This window comes from Arthrobacter sp. Y3221087, from assembly GCF_059089905.1.
Genome location: NZ_JBNHFE010000001.1, coordinates 55,130 through 70,199 on the forward strand (window position 1 = coordinate 55,130; position 15,070 = coordinate 70,199).

The following is a 15,070-nucleotide window of genomic DNA, read 5'->3' on the forward strand; positions in this document are numbered from 1 at the left end:
GAAGCCCGTGACGGATGTAGGGGAGAGAAGGGGACGTGGAGGACTCACGGCAGTCGACGCGACGCGCCGGGACCGCTGCCCGACGGCAGGAAATACTGAATGCCGCGTTGGACTGTTTCGTCGAGAACGGTTTTGATGGCACGTCGTTACGGCAAATTGCGGTTCGTGCCCGCATGACACACGCCGGCCTGCTTCATCACTTTGAGAGCAAGGAGGCCCTCGTCGCTGCCCTTTTGCGGCGCCGGGATGAGCAGGACAGCGAACTCGCGAAGCAATTCGCCCACGAAACAAGCGAAGTTGATGGGCGTGCCCCAGCCCTTCTTGCGCTTCTGGCTCATAATCGTGCGTCGCCGGGAGAATTGCGTTTTTGGAGCGAGTTGTTCGCTGCGGCGTCCCGGCCGGACCATCCATCGCGGATTTACTACGCCGCGCGCTATGCAAGCCTTCGTACTCTAATGGAGGCGGTATTTCAGAGGCGTGCTGAGGCTGGGGCGTTGCGGGAAGGCGTCCAGCCGGAGCTGATCGCCATGCTCCTGCCGGCAGTACTGGATGGCTTGCAATCCCAATGGCTCCTGGACCAGGACTTGCCTATCGATCGAGCGGTTGATCATTTCCTCACTCTCCTCCTGCGACCGGGCGCCACGCTTGTCGGCGACACTACAACCCCGGGATCTGACCGATTGGTCAGCCGGGACTCCCAAGTCGTTCCGCCAGCGGCCGTGGGCCGCCAGCAACGGATCTTGGCCGCGGCAATCGAGTTGTTCACCAGCAGGGGCTTTGGCGGCACGTCGATTTCGGAAGTTGCGATGGAAGCTGGGTGCTCGAAAGCCTCCGTCCTGTACCACTTCGCGACAAAGGATGAACTGCTTCATGCTGCGCTACAGCCCCTCAACGCTGCATTCGATGGCCTCCTCGCGCAGTTAGGTTCCATGCCCCCTGCAATGCGTACCAAGGCTGGTTTACCAGCACTCATCGAACTCTGCGTCCAGCACAGCTCACTGATGGCGTTGATGGCAGTACTGCCCACGAGCGCTAATGGAGGAGCGCTGGTGCCGGCATGGGCCAACGGGTCCGTGGTGGAGATGCTGGTTGGAAGTTCACGAGCAGGTACGGCTGATACTGCCAACTTCGCTGTCGCCGCGATTCCGGCGTTTTGCCGTCAATCAGCCTCGCTCGCTGATCACGTGCTGCGTGAGCAGCTGACTGCAGCGCTGAGCGTCCTCCTCGGAAACGAGTGAAGTAGGCCAACGTCAGGACCGACAGCTGGTAGATTCCGGTGTTGACGAGCCACGCCAGCAAAGCAGGCCTGCAATTTATCCGAGGAGCTTTCCGCTGGAACCCCTAACCACCAATTCCGTATCAAGGTACCTGGTGGAAGGAGCGTCTTCCGGGCCCTTGAGAGCTCTCAACAACGAGCTCGCTGCCTCGACGCCGCAAGTTTCCATGGGAGTGCGAACAGTGGTCAGCCCGGGTGTTGTGAAGTCTGCCCCGAAGATGTCATCGAATCCTACGATGCTGATCTGGTCCGGCACCGCGTAGGCTGCAGCTTGCAGTTCTTGCATGAGTCCGATGGCCAATAGGTCGTTGAAGGCAATAACGGCTGTAGCGCCGCTGCTGACAACTGCACGTGCGACTGCCCGACCCCCCTTGATGGTTGGGCTTTCGGACTCCATCTTGATGGCCTCAATCCGTGACCATTCGCAAGCTGATTTGACACCTTGCCAGCGTCGATTCGTCATCCACGAAGCGCTTGGGCCTGCAATGAAGGTGATCTTGTCATGTCCCAGACCCACGAGGTGGCGGACGGCCTCGCCCAAGCCCTTGTCCACATCGGGCAGGACGCACACAATGCCCTCCACGTCGCGGTTGACGACCACGACGGGCTTTTCTTCCGCCAGGCGCCGAATGTGATCATCATCCATTCGTGGAGCCGCCAGGATGAGCCCGTCAACGCTGGTCAGCATACGCTGGGCTGCGGAAAGTTCCTGCTCAGGAGACTCTGCAGATTCGGCGAGAATGACGGAATAATCACGGTCGGCAGCGGTGGACTCTGCTCCTCGTATCGTTCCAAAGAACGTCGGGTTGGCTATGTCAGCAACGATAAGGCCGATCGTGTTCGTCCTCCCGGTAGGGAGAGCTCTCGCAAAAGGGTTGACCTTGTAGTTCAGTTCGGCGGCAGCGTCCTCGATAAGCTTCCTGGTCCCCGCACTGACCCGGCCCGGCTTGCTAAGGGCCCTTGAGACGGTGGACGGGTTGACCCCTGCCAGCTTGGCGATGTCGTAGATGGTGGCATTGGGCTTGCCCGCCTTGCCATCGGCTTTGCCTCGAGGAAGCTCGGCCTCTACTTCAGGGACAGGAAGTTTAGTCATGGCTCAATGATATCCGCTCATGCAGCAAATCCCATCCGGTTGCCAAATAATCGAATGATGTCCCTGCGGCAGCTAGTCAGGACGGCGGCTGGTCGGCCTGCTCTCGGGCTCTATTGACGTCTTCCGCGCGAGCAACCGTTTATGGCAACCGGTTGACAAAGACCGCGTGCTAAGCCACGATGGGTGCCATGCCTCAGTCTCTCGCCCACCCAGACCGGCTCCTGCCCGCTGACCCCGGAATGCGGAGCATTGCCCGCGATCTGCTGGCGCGCGTCCAGGACTTGCCCATCATTTCTCCCCACGGCCACGTTGACGCCGCCGTCATCGAGCACAACACGGCATTCCCGGACCCGGCAGCGCTGCTTGTCAGCCCGGACCATTACGTGACCCGTTTGATTCACGCGAGCGGCGTTGACCACAACCTGCTGCGCCCCCAGGCCGGAGCGCAGGGGGACCCCAGTGCGGTTCCGGATGCACGGTCGGTCTGGCGCGAGTTCTGCAAAGCCTGGCCCCTGTTTGAGGGAACGGCCTCGGGCTACTGGCTCCGGAATCAGTTCCAGAGTGTTTTCGGTCTCCGGCAGGAGCCGAGCGCGGACAACGCGGATGTCAGTTACGATGCCATCTCGGCACGGCTCCAGGAGCCCGGGTTCCGTCCCCGGGAGCTTTTCAAGGACTTCAATATCGAGGTGCTGGCCACCACTGATGATCCGCTCGACAGCCTTGCCAGCCACCAAACAATCGCCGCGGATCCCTCGTTCCACGGCCGGGTCCTACCCACCTTCCGGCCAGACCAGTACCTGGACGTTAGCCACCCGCAGTGGCAGGGCAACGTGGAACGGCTCATCGCGGCAGCAGGCGATGGCCGCACAGGCTACACCGGGTACATTACGGCGCTGGAGAACCGCCGCCAGTATTTCGTGGAAAAAGGGGCCGTCTCGGCGGACCATGGTGTCCGCACGCCCGCGACGCTCAAGCTCAGTCAATCAGAGGCAGCTGGCCTTTTTGAACGGGCACGCTCCGGCAACGCAACGCCGGAGGACCGGGACGCCTTCGAAGCGCACATGATGTACCAGATGGCGCGGATGTCCGTGGAGGACGGCCTGGTGATGACCATCCACCCAGGTTCATACCGCAACCACCACGAACCCACGTTCAACACCTTCGGTGCGGACAGCGGCCATGACATTCCTTTCGCAGTCAACTACACCGAGGCTATCCGGCCTCTGCTGCAGGATTTCGGCACCGCCAAGGACTTCCATCTGGTGCTCTTCACCTTGGACGAAACTGTCTTCTCCCGCGAACTCGCGCCCCTTGCCGGGTTCTACCCGTCTGTCTACCTTGGCGCGCCGTGGTGGTTCCTCGACGCGCCGGATGCCATGCTGCGCTTCCGCTCTGCCGTCACCGAAACTGCCGGGTTCTCCCGGTCCTCCGGCTTCATTGACGACACCCGCGCGTTTTGCTCCATCCCGGCCCGGCATGACGCCGCCCGGCGTGTGGAGGCTTCGTTCCTGGCCCGCTTGGTCGCAGAGCACCGGGTCAGCGAGGACCGCGCCCACGATCTCATCATCGATATTGTTGACGCCTCACCCCGAAGGGTCTTCAAACTGTGACCGGGGGAGTCGACTACCCGGTCACGACGCCAGTGAAGATACAAAACCTCAGCCGCTCCCTGTGGCCATCCCCTACGCCTCCAGTGCGAATCGTCCACCTTGGCCTTGGTGCTTTCCACCGTTCACACCAAGCCTGGTACACCCAACACGCAGGCGACGCCGCCGAGTGGGGTATTGCAGCGTTCACCGGGCGGCGTCCTGACGCTGCAACCGCCCTCGCGGAACAGGACGGGTTGTACACTCTCGTGGAACGAGGCGACACCAGTGACACCTTGGAGGTCATCGGCAGCATTGTGGAAGCGGTGGACGGCGCAGACATCGGCAGGCTGACTGCGCTGATCGCCGCGGCACCCACCGCCGTCGTAACGCTGACTATCACCGAAGCCGCCTACGGCCTCGGCCCGGACGGACGCCTTAACCCCTCCGCCCCCCATGTTGCCGCGGACCTTCAGGAACTGCGGGCCGGCGCTTCCGGGAGACCCGCCACGCCGGTGGGCCGCTTGGTCGGTGCCTTGGCTGAGCGCAAACGTGCCGGCGCCGGTCCACTCGCCGTCGTCTGCTGCGACAACCTGTCCAACAACGGCATCGTGGCACGCAATGCCGTGGTGGGTATGGCCGAAGCATGGGACCCGGAGCTCGGAGTCTGGATAGGGGACAACATCAGCTTTGTCAGCAGCTCAGTTGACCGCATCACACCGCGGACCACTGAGGCCGACGTCCAGGCCGTGAGAGAGGCCTGCGGCTACCTGGATAACTCCCCGGTGGTGGCCGAGCCTTTCCGCAACTGGGTCCTGAGTGGCCGCTTTCCGGCCGGGCGTCCCCGCTGGGAAGATGCGGGTGCGGTCTTCGTGGATGAGATCGAACCTTACGAAAACCGCAAGCTATGGCTGCTCAATGGCGCACATTCCCTGCTCGCTTACGCGGGCCAGCTGCGCGGTCATTCCACCGTTGCCGAAGCATTGGCAGATACTGTGTGCCGGTCCGCCGTTGAGGGTTTTTGGGATGAGGCGGAAGCGAACCTCGCCGGACCGGCAGCGCATGGTGCCGACCTGCAGGTTCCGGCTTACCGGGCGGAGTTGCTGGCCCGGTTCCGGAACGCCCGGATTGCCCACCACCTCGCGCAAATCGCCATGGATGGCAGCACCAAGCTGCGGATGCGTGCCGTTCCGGTGCTCAAAGCTGAGCGAAAGGCCGGACGGTCGGGATCTGGTGCTGCGCTCATGATCGCAGCGTGGATCGACTATTCCCTGTCGGCTGCTGTGCTCCAGGATCCACTGGCAGAGGCCATTGCATCCGCCAACCTGCTCAGAGGCGCGCAGCGAGTTCGTGCCCTGTTGGAACTTGTCGATGGTGAATTGGCCGCCGATGCCGCCGTCGTAGATCTCGTCGCTGGTCAATGCGGCGCTTTTTCCCTGCCCAATCAAGATTTGAATTAGTCTTTTTCAGAAAGGACCTGCTGTGAAAATCACTGCCGCAGAAGTGTTCGTGACCAGCCCCTCACGGAACTTCGTGACCCTCCGGATCACCACCGAGGACGGTGTCACCGGCATCGGTGACGCCACCCTGAACGGCCGGGAACTGGCCGTTGCCGCCTACCTCAAGGAGCACGTTGCGCAGCTGCTGATTGGCAAGGACCCGCACCGGATCGAGGACACTTGGCAGTTCCTCTACCGCAGCTCCTACTGGCGCCGCGGCCCGGTTACCATGGCCGCGATTGCCGCCGTGGACATGGCGCTGTGGGACATCAAGGGCAAAATGGCCGGCATGCCGGTCTACCAGCTCCTGGGCGGGGCATCGCGCAATGGGCTCCGCGCCTACGGCCACGCCTCCGGCTCGGACATCCCGTCGCTGTTCGACTCCGTCCGTGAGCACCTGGAACTGGGGTACAAGTCCATCCGCATCCAGACCGCTGTTCCCGGCATCAAGGCCGTGTACGGTGTCGCCGCGCAGGCGCAGGCCTCCGGTGAACGTTACGACTACGAGCCCGCCGGCCGCGGCGCATTCCCTCTGGAGGAGGACTGGGACACGCGTGCCTACCTCCGCCACCTGCCCACCGTGTTCGAAGCGGTCCGGAACGAGTTCGGCCCGGAAATCCCGCTGCTGCACGACGGCCACCACCGGATGACCCCCATCCAGGCGGCCAAACTCGGCAAGGCACTGGAACCGTATGACCTGTTCTGGCTCGAGGACTGCACCCCTGCTGAAAACCAGGAAGGCCTGCGCCTGGTCCGCCAGCACACCACCACCCCGCTGGCCATCGGTGAAATCTTCAACACCGTGTGGGACTACCAGACCCTGATCAAGGAACAGCTGATCGACTACGTCCGTGCCGCGTCCACCCACTTCGGCGGGATCTCCCCGCTGAAGAAGGTGATGGACTTCGCTGCGCAGTACCAGATCAAGTCCGGCTTCCACGGCCCTACCGACATCTCCCCGGTCGGCTTTGCCGCCCAGCTGCACGTCGGCCTGGCCATCCACAATTACGGCATCCAGGAGTACATGAAACACTCCGATAAGACCAACGAGGTCTTCGAGCAGTCCATGACCTTCAAGGACGGCTACCTGCACCCGGGCGACAACCCCGGCATCGGCGTCGAATTCAATGAGGAAGCCGCTGCAGCCTACCCCTACCAGCAGGCTTACCTGCCCTATAACCGCCTCGTTGACGGCACCGTCCATGACTGGTGAGGCGCAGGCAATGACCAAGCACCGGATCATCGTGATGGGTGTGTGTGGCTGCGGTAAGACCACCATTGGTGACCTCGTGGCCCGCGAACTCGGCGTCCCCTTTTTGGACGGTGATTCGCTCCACCCGGTGGAGAACGTGGCCAAGATGGCGGCCGGGACGCCGTTGACGGACGAGGACCGCTGGCCCTGGCTCGCCACCGTGGGTTCCGAGCTGGCCAAAGCAGGTGACGGGGGCATGGTCCTGGCATGCTCCGCGCTGCGCCGCAGCTACCGGGATGCAATCAGGAAGCAGGCGCCGGACACCGTTTTCCTGCACCTGCACGGCAGCAAGGAAGTCCTCAGCCAGCGCCTTGAAGGCCGGTCCGGGCACTTCATGCCGGCAGCACTGCTGGAATCCCAGCTCGCCACGCTGGAACCGCTCGAAGCTGACGAAGCCGGGATGGTCGTCGACATCGCGGCCCCCGTTCAGCAAGTAGTGGCCGAGGCACTTGCCGGGATTGCCAGGGTGAAACTAACTGCCGGGCAGGTGTAATAGCTGCCCGGCCTAATCCAAGGTCCCCCCGCCCTTGATTGAAGGGACGGGGGGTTCTTTGTTGGTAGTCATACCGGGATTTTGGTTGGCACTTCTGCAAGTACGCGCCCTTGCAACGACCCTTGTTAAAGAGGTCGATAAACCACAGCATCCAAACGGGTTAAACGCAGAAAACCGCCGTCGTGATGTACGACGGCGGTTGTCCCGTTTGTGCTTGTTATCGCGCCTTTGGCGCGGGTGCTTTACTTCCGGCCGCTGAGCTGGAGGACCTGCTTGAAGAGTCCGGAGTGGTCCAGTGCGCCGTCGCCCTGGTTGACGGTGGCGGCGACGAGCTGGGCGACGACGGCGCCGAGGGGGACGGCGACGTTGGCTTCACGGGCGGCGGAGGTGACGATGCCGAGGTCCTTGTGGTGCAGGGCGAGGCGGAAGCCGGGGTCGAAGTTGCGGTCCAGCATCTTCTGGCCCTTCTGGTCCAGGACCTTGGAGCCGGCCAGGCCGCCGCCGAGGACCTTGAGGGCGGCGTCGGTGTCCACTCCGTAGGCCTCGAGGAAGGCGATGGCCTCGCCGAGGACCTCGATGTTGACGGCGACGATGAGCTGGTTGGCGGCTTTGACGGTCTGGCCGGAGCCGGAGGGGCCGACGTGGACGATGGTTTTGCCGACGGCGTTCAGGACGTCCTGGGCGGCGTCGAAGTCTTCTTTGTCGCCGCCGACCATGATGGACAGGACGGCGTCGATGGCGCCCTGTTCGCCGCCGGAGACCGGGGCGTCGAGGGGGCGGATGCCGGCTTCGCGGGCTTCGTCGGCGAGGCGCTTGGCGACGTCGGAGCGGATGCTGGACGCGTCGATCCACAAGGTGCCCTGTTTGGCGTTGGCGAAGACGCCTTCTTCGCCGCTGACCACGCCCTCAACGTCAGGGGAGTCCGGGACCATGGTGATGACCACGTCGGCGTCCTTGACGGCGTCAGCGATGCTGGTGGCACCCTTGCCGCCTTCGGAGACCAGCTTGTCGATCTTGTCCTGGCTGCGGTTGAAGCCGGTGACCGTGTGGCCGGCCTTGACCAAGTTGATGGCCATGGGCAGGCCCATGATTCCGAGTCCGATAACTGCAACGTTGCTCATAAGACTTTCTTTCACGTTTCTAGGATGGATTGGGCAACCAGGTGCTAGTGGAAAACCGGGTTTTCCACGGGGGTCTGGAGCTCGGGAGCAGTAGCTGAGGGCTTGCGGTTGCCGATTCGCCGCCAACGGGCGCGAAGCGCATGTGCCGCAGCCTTGGGCTGCCGTGCCCGGGTGAAAACACCCTTTTTGTTGCCGTCAACGCGGTGAATGCCGTTGCTGGTCTGGAAATCCGCGAAGTTCCATATCTGTTCCCCTACGAATTGCGGAAATTCGTCGAAGACACGGTGATGCATGTCCAGGAACGCTGTCTGGTATTCCTCCGACCAGGGCTGATCCCATACAGAATGAACGCCCGGCTGCGTATCGGCGCCGTACTCGGTCATCATGATGGGCTTGTCCACCCGGTCAATCCAGCCCTGGATATCCATCCGGAGATATTTTTCTGCGGACTCGAGGTCCCCGCTCATGATGTACCAACCGTAGTAGCGGTTCAGGCTCACAACATCGAAGAGGTCAATGATCTGGTCATTTTTGAAGGTGGCAAACATGACGATTGCGTAGGTGAGGGGCCGGGTAGGATCCAGTTCCCGGGCCAATTCCACCAGCGGCGAAAAGTACTCGCGTGCTCCGTCCTCGTTGGAAGCGGGTTCGTTGGCGATGCACCACATGACAACGCTTGGGTGGTTCTTGTCCCGGGAGATGAGCTCACGAATGTGCTGGGCGTGCGCCTCCCGGGTCTGGTCATTAAAGGTGTCAGTTGAAAATGACGGCGTAGTCGGCTTTCCTGAAAGCCCGCCCTGGACGCCGAGGTTCAAGCCAACTGCTGCTGTCTCGTCGATGACCACAATGCCGTGCCGGTCCGCGAATTCGAGTACTTCCTCTGCGTAGGGGTAGTGGGAGGTGCGGAATGAGTTTGCACCGATCCAGTCCATGAGCTGGAAATCGTGCACCAGGTAGGCATCGTCATGCCCCTTACCGCGGATGGCAGTGTCCTCGTGTTTGCCAAAGCCGGTGAAGTAGAACGGCTCACCATTGATCAGGAACTCCGTTCCACGGACTTCTACAGTCCGCACCCCAAAGCTTTCGGTGTAGGAATCGACAACCGCCTCACCGTCCAGGAGTTCAATGAGCAATCGGTAAAGGTACGCGGCGCCAGGCTGCCAGAGCCTTACTGCATCGACTTCAAGGGATCCGTGCAGCCCGTTGGACGTCCCAACCTGCGCTCCCTCTTCGTCCAAGACCGTAACCCTGGCTTCTGCTATGCCGTCTGCCTGAAGGTTGTAAGAGACGATGCCCGTTGTTCCGTTGACCTCCGTCGTGATTGTTACGTCCTGCAGATAGGTCCGCGGCGTGCTGTAGAGCCAGACCGATCGGGCAATGCCGGCATAGTTGTAAAAATCGTGAAGGTACGACTGGGTCCGGCGGCCGCTCTGCGACACGGAAATGGTGCCCGGAGGAATGGTTACGTTGGTGAGCTCGTTCCCTACTCCTACGGTCAGCCGGAACTCCTCGCCCGGGGTGACGAGGTCGGTGATGTCGGCATCAAAGGGTGTGTAACCGCCCACATGTTCAGCGACCTTGGTGTCGTTGACATAGACCCGGCTTTCATGGGTTACTGCATCAAAGCGCAGGACGATCCGGTCTTCGGCCCAACCTCTAGGGACACGCACTGCCTTCTGGTAGTACACCCAGCCCACATGGTTCCGGACCTCGGGGGAAACAAACTGATCGTTGTAACTTGCCGGTACGGCGGCTTCAAGCTTGGTGTCCAGGGTGCGGGTCCAAGGCGCCTCGCCGGCTTCGGTATCGAGGGCAAAGAGCCACAATCCGTCCAGGTTGACCAGCTCGCGGGTTGGTGTGGAACGGGGTTTAAGCATCTGGGTCTCCTGGAAGTTCAAGAATAGTTGGTCTGGTTTTGCGGCGTCTTCAGCTGCTGACTGCGTGGGCCGGTCAGTTTCCGACCGAAAGCCGTTCACTGCTCAGGGCGTCCAGGACTGCCTGTCCTATTTCGGCGTCCTGGTCCGGAGTTCCACCAGCGATACCCAAGCCGCCCAGGTGCTTTCCGTCCAGGGTCAGCGGGAAACCTCCCCGGATGTTCGTGAGCAGGTTCCCCGTTCCCATAGGCAGGGCGGTTGCGAAATCGCCTTGCATCCAGCCGCTGGGCCTCCGCGACGAGGCGGCAGTGTTGGCTTTCCGCCGGCTCGTTTCCACGCTGTGTGGCATGGACCCGTCGGCCCTACCGAAAGCCACCAGGCCCATAGTGGGGTCAACTACGGCGACTGATACGAGAACGCCCCGCTTTTCCCCTTCTTCCACTGCCAAGGAAACAGCGCGGGCGGCGGCGGCATAGCTTACCGTGACTGATTCAACGTAATACTTTTCCATGTCTAGCTCCTGCCGTGGGGGTTCAGTTGTGGATGGTCATCGCGGCGGCCTGGGAGAATTTTGATTTGGCCTCCCGGCGCCGCTTGTGCAGGAGGGGTTCGGTGTAGCCGTTGGGCTGGTTCCTTCCCTCAAACACCAGATCCGCAGCGCACTGGAAAGCAATGCTTTCCTCGAAGGTGGGTGACATGGGGCGGTACAGGGGGTCGGAAGCATTCTGTTCATCGACGACGGCGGCCATACGGCGCATGCTTTCGTGCACCTCCTCTTCGGTCACCACTCCATGGCGAAGCCAGTTGGCAATGTGCTGGCTGGAAATGCGCAGGGTTGCCCGGTCCTCCATCAATGCCACGTTGTGGATGTCCGGGACCTTCGAGCACCCCACCCCTTGGTCGACCCAGCGCACCACGTAACCAAGCAGTGACTGCATGTTGTTGTCGAGCTCCTCCCGGCGCTCTGCGGGCGACCAGTCGGGGTGAGCGGCGACAGGCAGTGTCAGTATGTCCTCGAGGGTGCCACGCCTGCCTCCACCGGCGATCTCCTGTTGCCGGGCCTGTACGTCTACACGGTGGTAGTGGATGGCGTGCAGGGTCGCCGCGGTGGGAGAAGGCACCCATGCGGTAGTGGCCCCGGCCTTGGGATGGGCAATTTTTTGCTGGAGCATGTCGGCCATCAGGTCCGGCATGGCCCACATGCCTTTGCCAATCTGGCCGTGGCCTGGCAGCCCTACTTCAAGGCCGATATCGACGTTCTGGTCCTCATAGGCTGAAATCCACGCCTGGTTGCGCATCTCTGCCTTGCGGACAGAAGGCCCAGCCTCCATGGAGGTGTGGATTTCGTCCCCGGACCTGTCCAGGAAGCCGGTGTTGATAAAGACCAGCCGCTCCTGTGCTTCCGCTATGCAGGCTTTTAGATTCACCGTGGTCCGCCGCTCCTCGTCCATGAGGCCGAGTTTAAGGGTGTTCGGTGGCAAGCCAAGGAGGTTCTCCACTCTAGAGAATAGTTCCACCGTGAAGGCTACTTCGGACGGTCCATGCATCTTTGGCTTGACGATATAGATGGAGGCTTCGGAGCCGTTTCGCCGCGGGTTTGAGGGGTTCCGGCCCGGGAGCGCAGCCAGTGCGGTGATGACCGCGTCCATGATGCCTTCCCCGATCTCATTGCCGGCAGCATCGAGTACGGCGTCGGTGGTCATGAGATGGCCGACGTTGCGGACAAAAAGCAGAGCCCGTCCCGCTTTCAGGACCTCGCCTGCTCCGTCTGGAGAGGTGTAGCGGCGGTCGTCGGCCAGTTGCCGAACCACCAGTTCGTTGCCTTTTTCGAAGGTGTCGGTAAGGTCACCTCGGTTGAGTCCCAGCCAGTTTCGATAGCAGAGAATCTTGTCCTCTGCGTCAACAGCCGCTACGGAGTCCTCGAAGTCAACGATGGTGGTGATGGCGGATTCCATGATGACGTCGGAGATACCGGCGGCGTCTCTTCGGCCGACTTCCGTCGCGGGATTGATGGTGATCTCGACGTGGAGCCCATGATGGCGCAAAAGGATTGCCGTCGGGGAGTCCGGTGTGCCTGTGTAGCCGACCAGAAGTCCGGGCTGGACCAGATTGCTGACGGTCCCGTCTGAAAGCTCCACGGTCAGTGCACCGTCCCGTACCGTGTACCTGACCGAGTCCACGTGGCGTCCGGACGCCAGGGGAAAAAATTCGTCCAGCAAGCCGCGAACATAGGAGACAACAAGTTCCCCCCGTGCTGGATCGAAACCCCTGGATGCTGTGGCCGGTGCCAGCGCATCGGTCCCGTAGAGGGCATCGTAAAGAGAGCCCCACCGTGCGTTGGCGGCGTTGAGCGCGTAACGAGCGTTCGAGATGGGCACCACCAACTGGGGACCTGCAACAAACGCAACTTCATCGTCAACACCTGTGGTCACCACTTGTACGTCGTCCGGCTCTGGAAGGATATAGCCGATGTCTTCCAGAAATGACCGGTACGCGACGGGATTGACGGGAGCGGGATTCTCGGCATGCCATGGGTCGATTTGTGCCTGGAGCTCGTCGCGCCGCGCGAGCAACTCGCGGTTCCTCGGTGACAGGCTCTGGACAATATCTGCGAATCCCCGCCAGAAGTAGTCTGGTTCGATGCCCGAGCCGGTCAACGCTTCATTCTCAATAAAGCGGTGTAGTGCAGGGTCAACGGCAAGGCCGGCAACGTGGATGCGATCTGCCTGTGTCATCAGAGTCCTGTCCTGGTGGAGCCGGGTGTACCGGCGGCGAAAATAGAGCCGGGGTTGAGAATTCCTGCCGGATCAAGGGCGCGCTTCACGTTGTGCGAGATCTCAAGCAGGTCTTCGCCGATTTGATCCACAAGCCACGGCCGCTTCAACCGGCCCACGCCGTGTTCACCGGTGATCGTGCCTCCCAGCTGAATGGCGAGATCCATCACTTCTCCATAGGCGAGGTAGGCGCGTTCCTTCATGTCGGCGTCGTCCGGGTTGAAAACAATCAAGGGGTGGGTGTTGCCGTCGCCGGCATGGGCGATAAAGGCAATGACCACCTCCCGGGCTTTGGCGATTTCCTCAACGCCGAGGATGAGTTCTCCAAGCCGGGGGATGGCGACGCCCACGTCTTCAAGCAGCAATGTGCCCATTCGTTCCACAGCAGGGATCGCGATCCGGCGTGCCTGGGCAAACCTTTCACCTTCCTGCTGGTCTGCGACTTCAAACGCCTCGAAAGCGCCGTGCCGCTGGAAGGCCTCCAGCATGATGGTGGCTTCGGCGCCGCTGGGGCTTTGGTCATCGGAGCGCGCAACGACGAGGGCGGCGGCATGCCGGTGCAACCCCATGCCGAGCTCGTCTTCGACTGCATTGATGGACGTTGCGTCCATGTACTCGAGCATCGAGGGGCGGATGCTTGATGCGATATCGAGGATCGCGCCGGCAGCCTCCTTGCTACTGGAGAACCAGCCGATTACCGTCCGTGCAGGCGGCGCTGGCGGCAAAAGGCGCAGGGTTAGCTCTGTGATGATGCCCAGTGTTCCCTCGCTGCCTACGAAGAGCTTCAGCATGGACAGGCCTGCCACGTCTTTCAGCCTGGGGCCTCCAAGTTTTACGGCGCGGCCGTCAGCGGTAACGACTTCCATGCCCAGGATGTAGTCGGAAGTAACTCCATACTTGACGCAACACAGGCCGCCCGCATTGGTAGCCGCGTTACCGCCGATGGTGCAGATTTCATAGGACGCAGGATCCGGCGGATACCAGAGCCCTTTCTGTGCAGCGGCCGCCTTTACCTCAGCGTTGAAAAGGCCAGGCTGCACGACGGCAGTACGGGTAATGACGTCGATGTTGATGTTGCGCATCCGCTCGGTGCTCAGCACGATTCCGTTGCTGAGGGCAGTTGCTCCGCCGGAGAGCCCGGTCCCTGCACCTCGGGGGACGACCGGAACCTGGTGTTTAGCCGCCCACCGCATAGTGACTTGAACCTGCTCGGTGGTTGCGGGCAACACGACCGCCAAGGGCATACCCGCAGCGGGATCCAGTGCCCGGTCCTGCCGGTAGGACTCCATGAGACCGGGATCAGTGCACACAACATCTGACGGCAGTGCGAGACGGAGTTCGTCGAGAGCCACCGGTCCGCCTGAGAGGGGCTGGTCCTGTGCAGGGGATGCGTGGGTTTCGATGGCTGTATCCTGCAAATTCGCAGCTTTCGACATGTCGTCTTGCTCCTTGCGTCAATGTTGATGAATGTGTGCCGCGCACGGGGTTGAAGTGGCATCAATAGGGCTAAGCCCCATGCACCAAGACCAGGCAAAACAACCTAAGGCGCCTGGGGTTTTGGCAAGTGCAAACCAAGCAGAAGGTGCTGAATAAGTTGGGTTGGCGTAGCTGGTTTGAGCTGATGCCATCCGATCCGATGCCCTCTCCGTGCAGGATGCGCGGACAAACGAAGCCGTCGCCGCCGGGCAATAGTCGCCGTCGGTGGACAACCGCCCCTTGAAACTGATGGCATCGCGACCCCTTTGTCGATTGCTTCTACCCATACCTTGATGGCTTGAGGTCCGCGGTAACGCTGCCTGCCAATACCGCATGAAATGAAGTAAAGCATGCGCAGCTCGTTTTGACAACCGCTTGCCGCTTGAGGTGGCACGAGCAGGCAAAGGCGGAAATACGTGAAGTTCCAAATCGTAGCGGGTCTGAATAGCCCACATAGTGGGGTGAGGGGGGTATGTGGGAAAGCTGGCTTGGCAACCGGTTGACACTAGCATGATTTGGCAGTGATACTTGCTGGAGGCATTTATCGTTGGGTGTCCTGTTGCGGACGTCCAGCTGGCTGAAAAATCCAGGGCCCGGAAAACTCGAAGATGACGGTGGCCGCAGGT

Annotated in this window: 11 protein-coding genes; 5 read left to right on the forward strand and 6 right to left on the reverse strand. The window is 61.5% G+C overall.

Annotated elements, in window-relative coordinates:
* Positions 1-35 precede the first annotated feature (35 nt).
* Entirely contained in the window at positions 36-1,238 is a 1,203-nt protein-coding gene (locus AC5RUO_RS00245; RefSeq protein WP_494009786.1) for a TetR/AcrR family transcriptional regulator, read from the forward strand.
* A 75-nt stretch (positions 1,239-1,313) separates the two neighbouring features.
* On the opposite strand, the gene AC5RUO_RS00250 is transcribed toward AC5RUO_RS00245, so the two are convergent.
* Complete coding sequence (locus AC5RUO_RS00250; protein ID WP_494102472.1) at positions 1,314-2,369, reverse strand: LacI family DNA-binding transcriptional regulator; 1,056 nt, start codon at positions 2,367-2,369, stop codon at positions 1,314-1,316.
* A 188-nt stretch (positions 2,370-2,557) separates the two neighbouring features.
* Here AC5RUO_RS00250 and uxaC point away from each other — a divergent pair, with 188 nt between their 5' ends.
* From uxaC to AC5RUO_RS00270, 4 genes are all read left to right on the forward strand, one after another.
* Positions 2,558-3,979 carry a glucuronate isomerase gene (gene uxaC / locus AC5RUO_RS00255; RefSeq protein WP_494009784.1) on the forward strand — a complete coding sequence of 474 codons (1,422 nt, stop codon included), beginning with the start codon at positions 2,558-2,560 and terminating at the stop codon, positions 3,977-3,979.
* 83 nt (positions 3,980-4,062) lie between these two features.
* A complete protein-coding gene (locus tag AC5RUO_RS00260; protein ID WP_494102473.1) occupies positions 4,063-5,415 on the forward strand; it encodes a mannitol dehydrogenase family protein in 1,353 nt (450 codons plus the stop codon).
* Positions 5,416-5,437: 22 nt separating this feature from the next.
* The gene (gene manD, locus AC5RUO_RS00265; protein ID WP_494009782.1) at positions 5,438-6,667 is read left to right on the forward strand and encodes a D-mannonate dehydratase ManD; all 1,230 of its coding nucleotides are present in this window, start codon (positions 5,438-5,440) and stop codon (positions 6,665-6,667) included.
* A gap of 10 nt (positions 6,668-6,677) precedes the next feature.
* On the forward strand, positions 6,678-7,199 hold the full coding sequence (locus tag AC5RUO_RS00270; protein ID WP_494009781.1) for a gluconokinase: 522 nt from the start codon (positions 6,678-6,680) through the stop codon (positions 7,197-7,199).
* A gap of 242 nt (positions 7,200-7,441) precedes the next feature.
* On the opposite strand, the gene AC5RUO_RS00275 is transcribed toward AC5RUO_RS00270, so the two are convergent.
* The 5 genes from AC5RUO_RS00275 to AC5RUO_RS00295 all read right to left on the reverse strand — a co-directional run bounded on the left by AC5RUO_RS00275 (position 7,442) and on the right by AC5RUO_RS00295 (position 14,404).
* Positions 7,442-8,320, reverse strand: a complete 879-nt coding sequence (locus AC5RUO_RS00275; RefSeq protein ID WP_494102474.1) for a 2-hydroxy-3-oxopropionate reductase — start codon at positions 8,318-8,320, stop codon at positions 7,442-7,444.
* A 44-nt stretch (positions 8,321-8,364) separates the two neighbouring features.
* Positions 8,365-10,197 carry a beta-glucuronidase gene (gene uidA / locus AC5RUO_RS00280; protein WP_494009779.1) on the reverse strand — a complete coding sequence of 611 codons (1,833 nt, stop codon included), beginning with the start codon at positions 10,195-10,197 and terminating at the stop codon, positions 8,365-8,367.
* A 73-nt stretch (positions 10,198-10,270) separates the two neighbouring features.
* Positions 10,271-10,705, reverse strand: coding sequence for a GlcG/HbpS family heme-binding protein (locus AC5RUO_RS00285; RefSeq protein ID WP_494009778.1), 435 nt, complete (start codon positions 10,703-10,705; stop codon positions 10,271-10,273).
* A 22-nt stretch (positions 10,706-10,727) separates the two neighbouring features.
* A complete protein-coding gene (locus AC5RUO_RS00290) occupies positions 10,728-12,929 on the reverse strand; it encodes a malate synthase G (protein ID WP_494102475.1) in 2,202 nt (733 codons plus the stop codon).
* On the reverse strand, positions 12,929-14,404 hold the full coding sequence (locus AC5RUO_RS00295; protein ID WP_494102476.1) for an FAD-binding oxidoreductase: 1,476 nt from the start codon (positions 14,402-14,404) through the stop codon (positions 12,929-12,931). The genes AC5RUO_RS00290 and AC5RUO_RS00295 overlap by 1 nt, the downstream gene beginning before the upstream one ends.
* Positions 14,405-15,070: the final 666 nt, after the last annotated feature.

What these genes read in the sequence shown, in the direction of transcription:
- AC5RUO_RS00290 (WP_494102475.1), bottom strand. Translation starts at nt 12,929, where the DNA reads ATGACACAGGCAGATCGCATCCACGTTGCCGGCCTTGCCGTTGACCCT.
- AC5RUO_RS00295 (WP_494102476.1), bottom strand. Translation starts at nt 14,404, where the DNA reads ATGTCGAAAGCTGCGAATTTGCAGGATACAGCCATCGAAACCCACGCA.
- AC5RUO_RS00275 (WP_494102474.1), bottom strand. Translation starts at nt 8,320, where the DNA reads ATGAGCAACGTTGCAGTTATCGGACTCGGAATCATGGGCCTGCCCATG.
- uidA (WP_494009779.1), bottom strand. Translation starts at nt 10,197, where the DNA reads ATGCTTAAACCCCGTTCCACACCAACCCGCGAGCTGGTCAACCTGGAC.
- AC5RUO_RS00250 (WP_494102472.1), bottom strand. Translation starts at nt 2,369, where the DNA reads ATGACTAAACTTCCTGTCCCTGAAGTAGAGGCCGAGCTTCCTCGAGGC.
- AC5RUO_RS00285 (WP_494009778.1), bottom strand. Translation starts at nt 10,705, where the DNA reads ATGGAAAAGTATTACGTTGAATCAGTCACGGTAAGCTATGCCGCCGCC.
- uxaC (WP_494009784.1), top strand. Translation starts at nt 2,558, where the DNA reads ATGCCTCAGTCTCTCGCCCACCCAGACCGGCTCCTGCCCGCTGACCCC.
- AC5RUO_RS00270 (WP_494009781.1), top strand. Translation starts at nt 6,678, where the DNA reads ATGACCAAGCACCGGATCATCGTGATGGGTGTGTGTGGCTGCGGTAAG.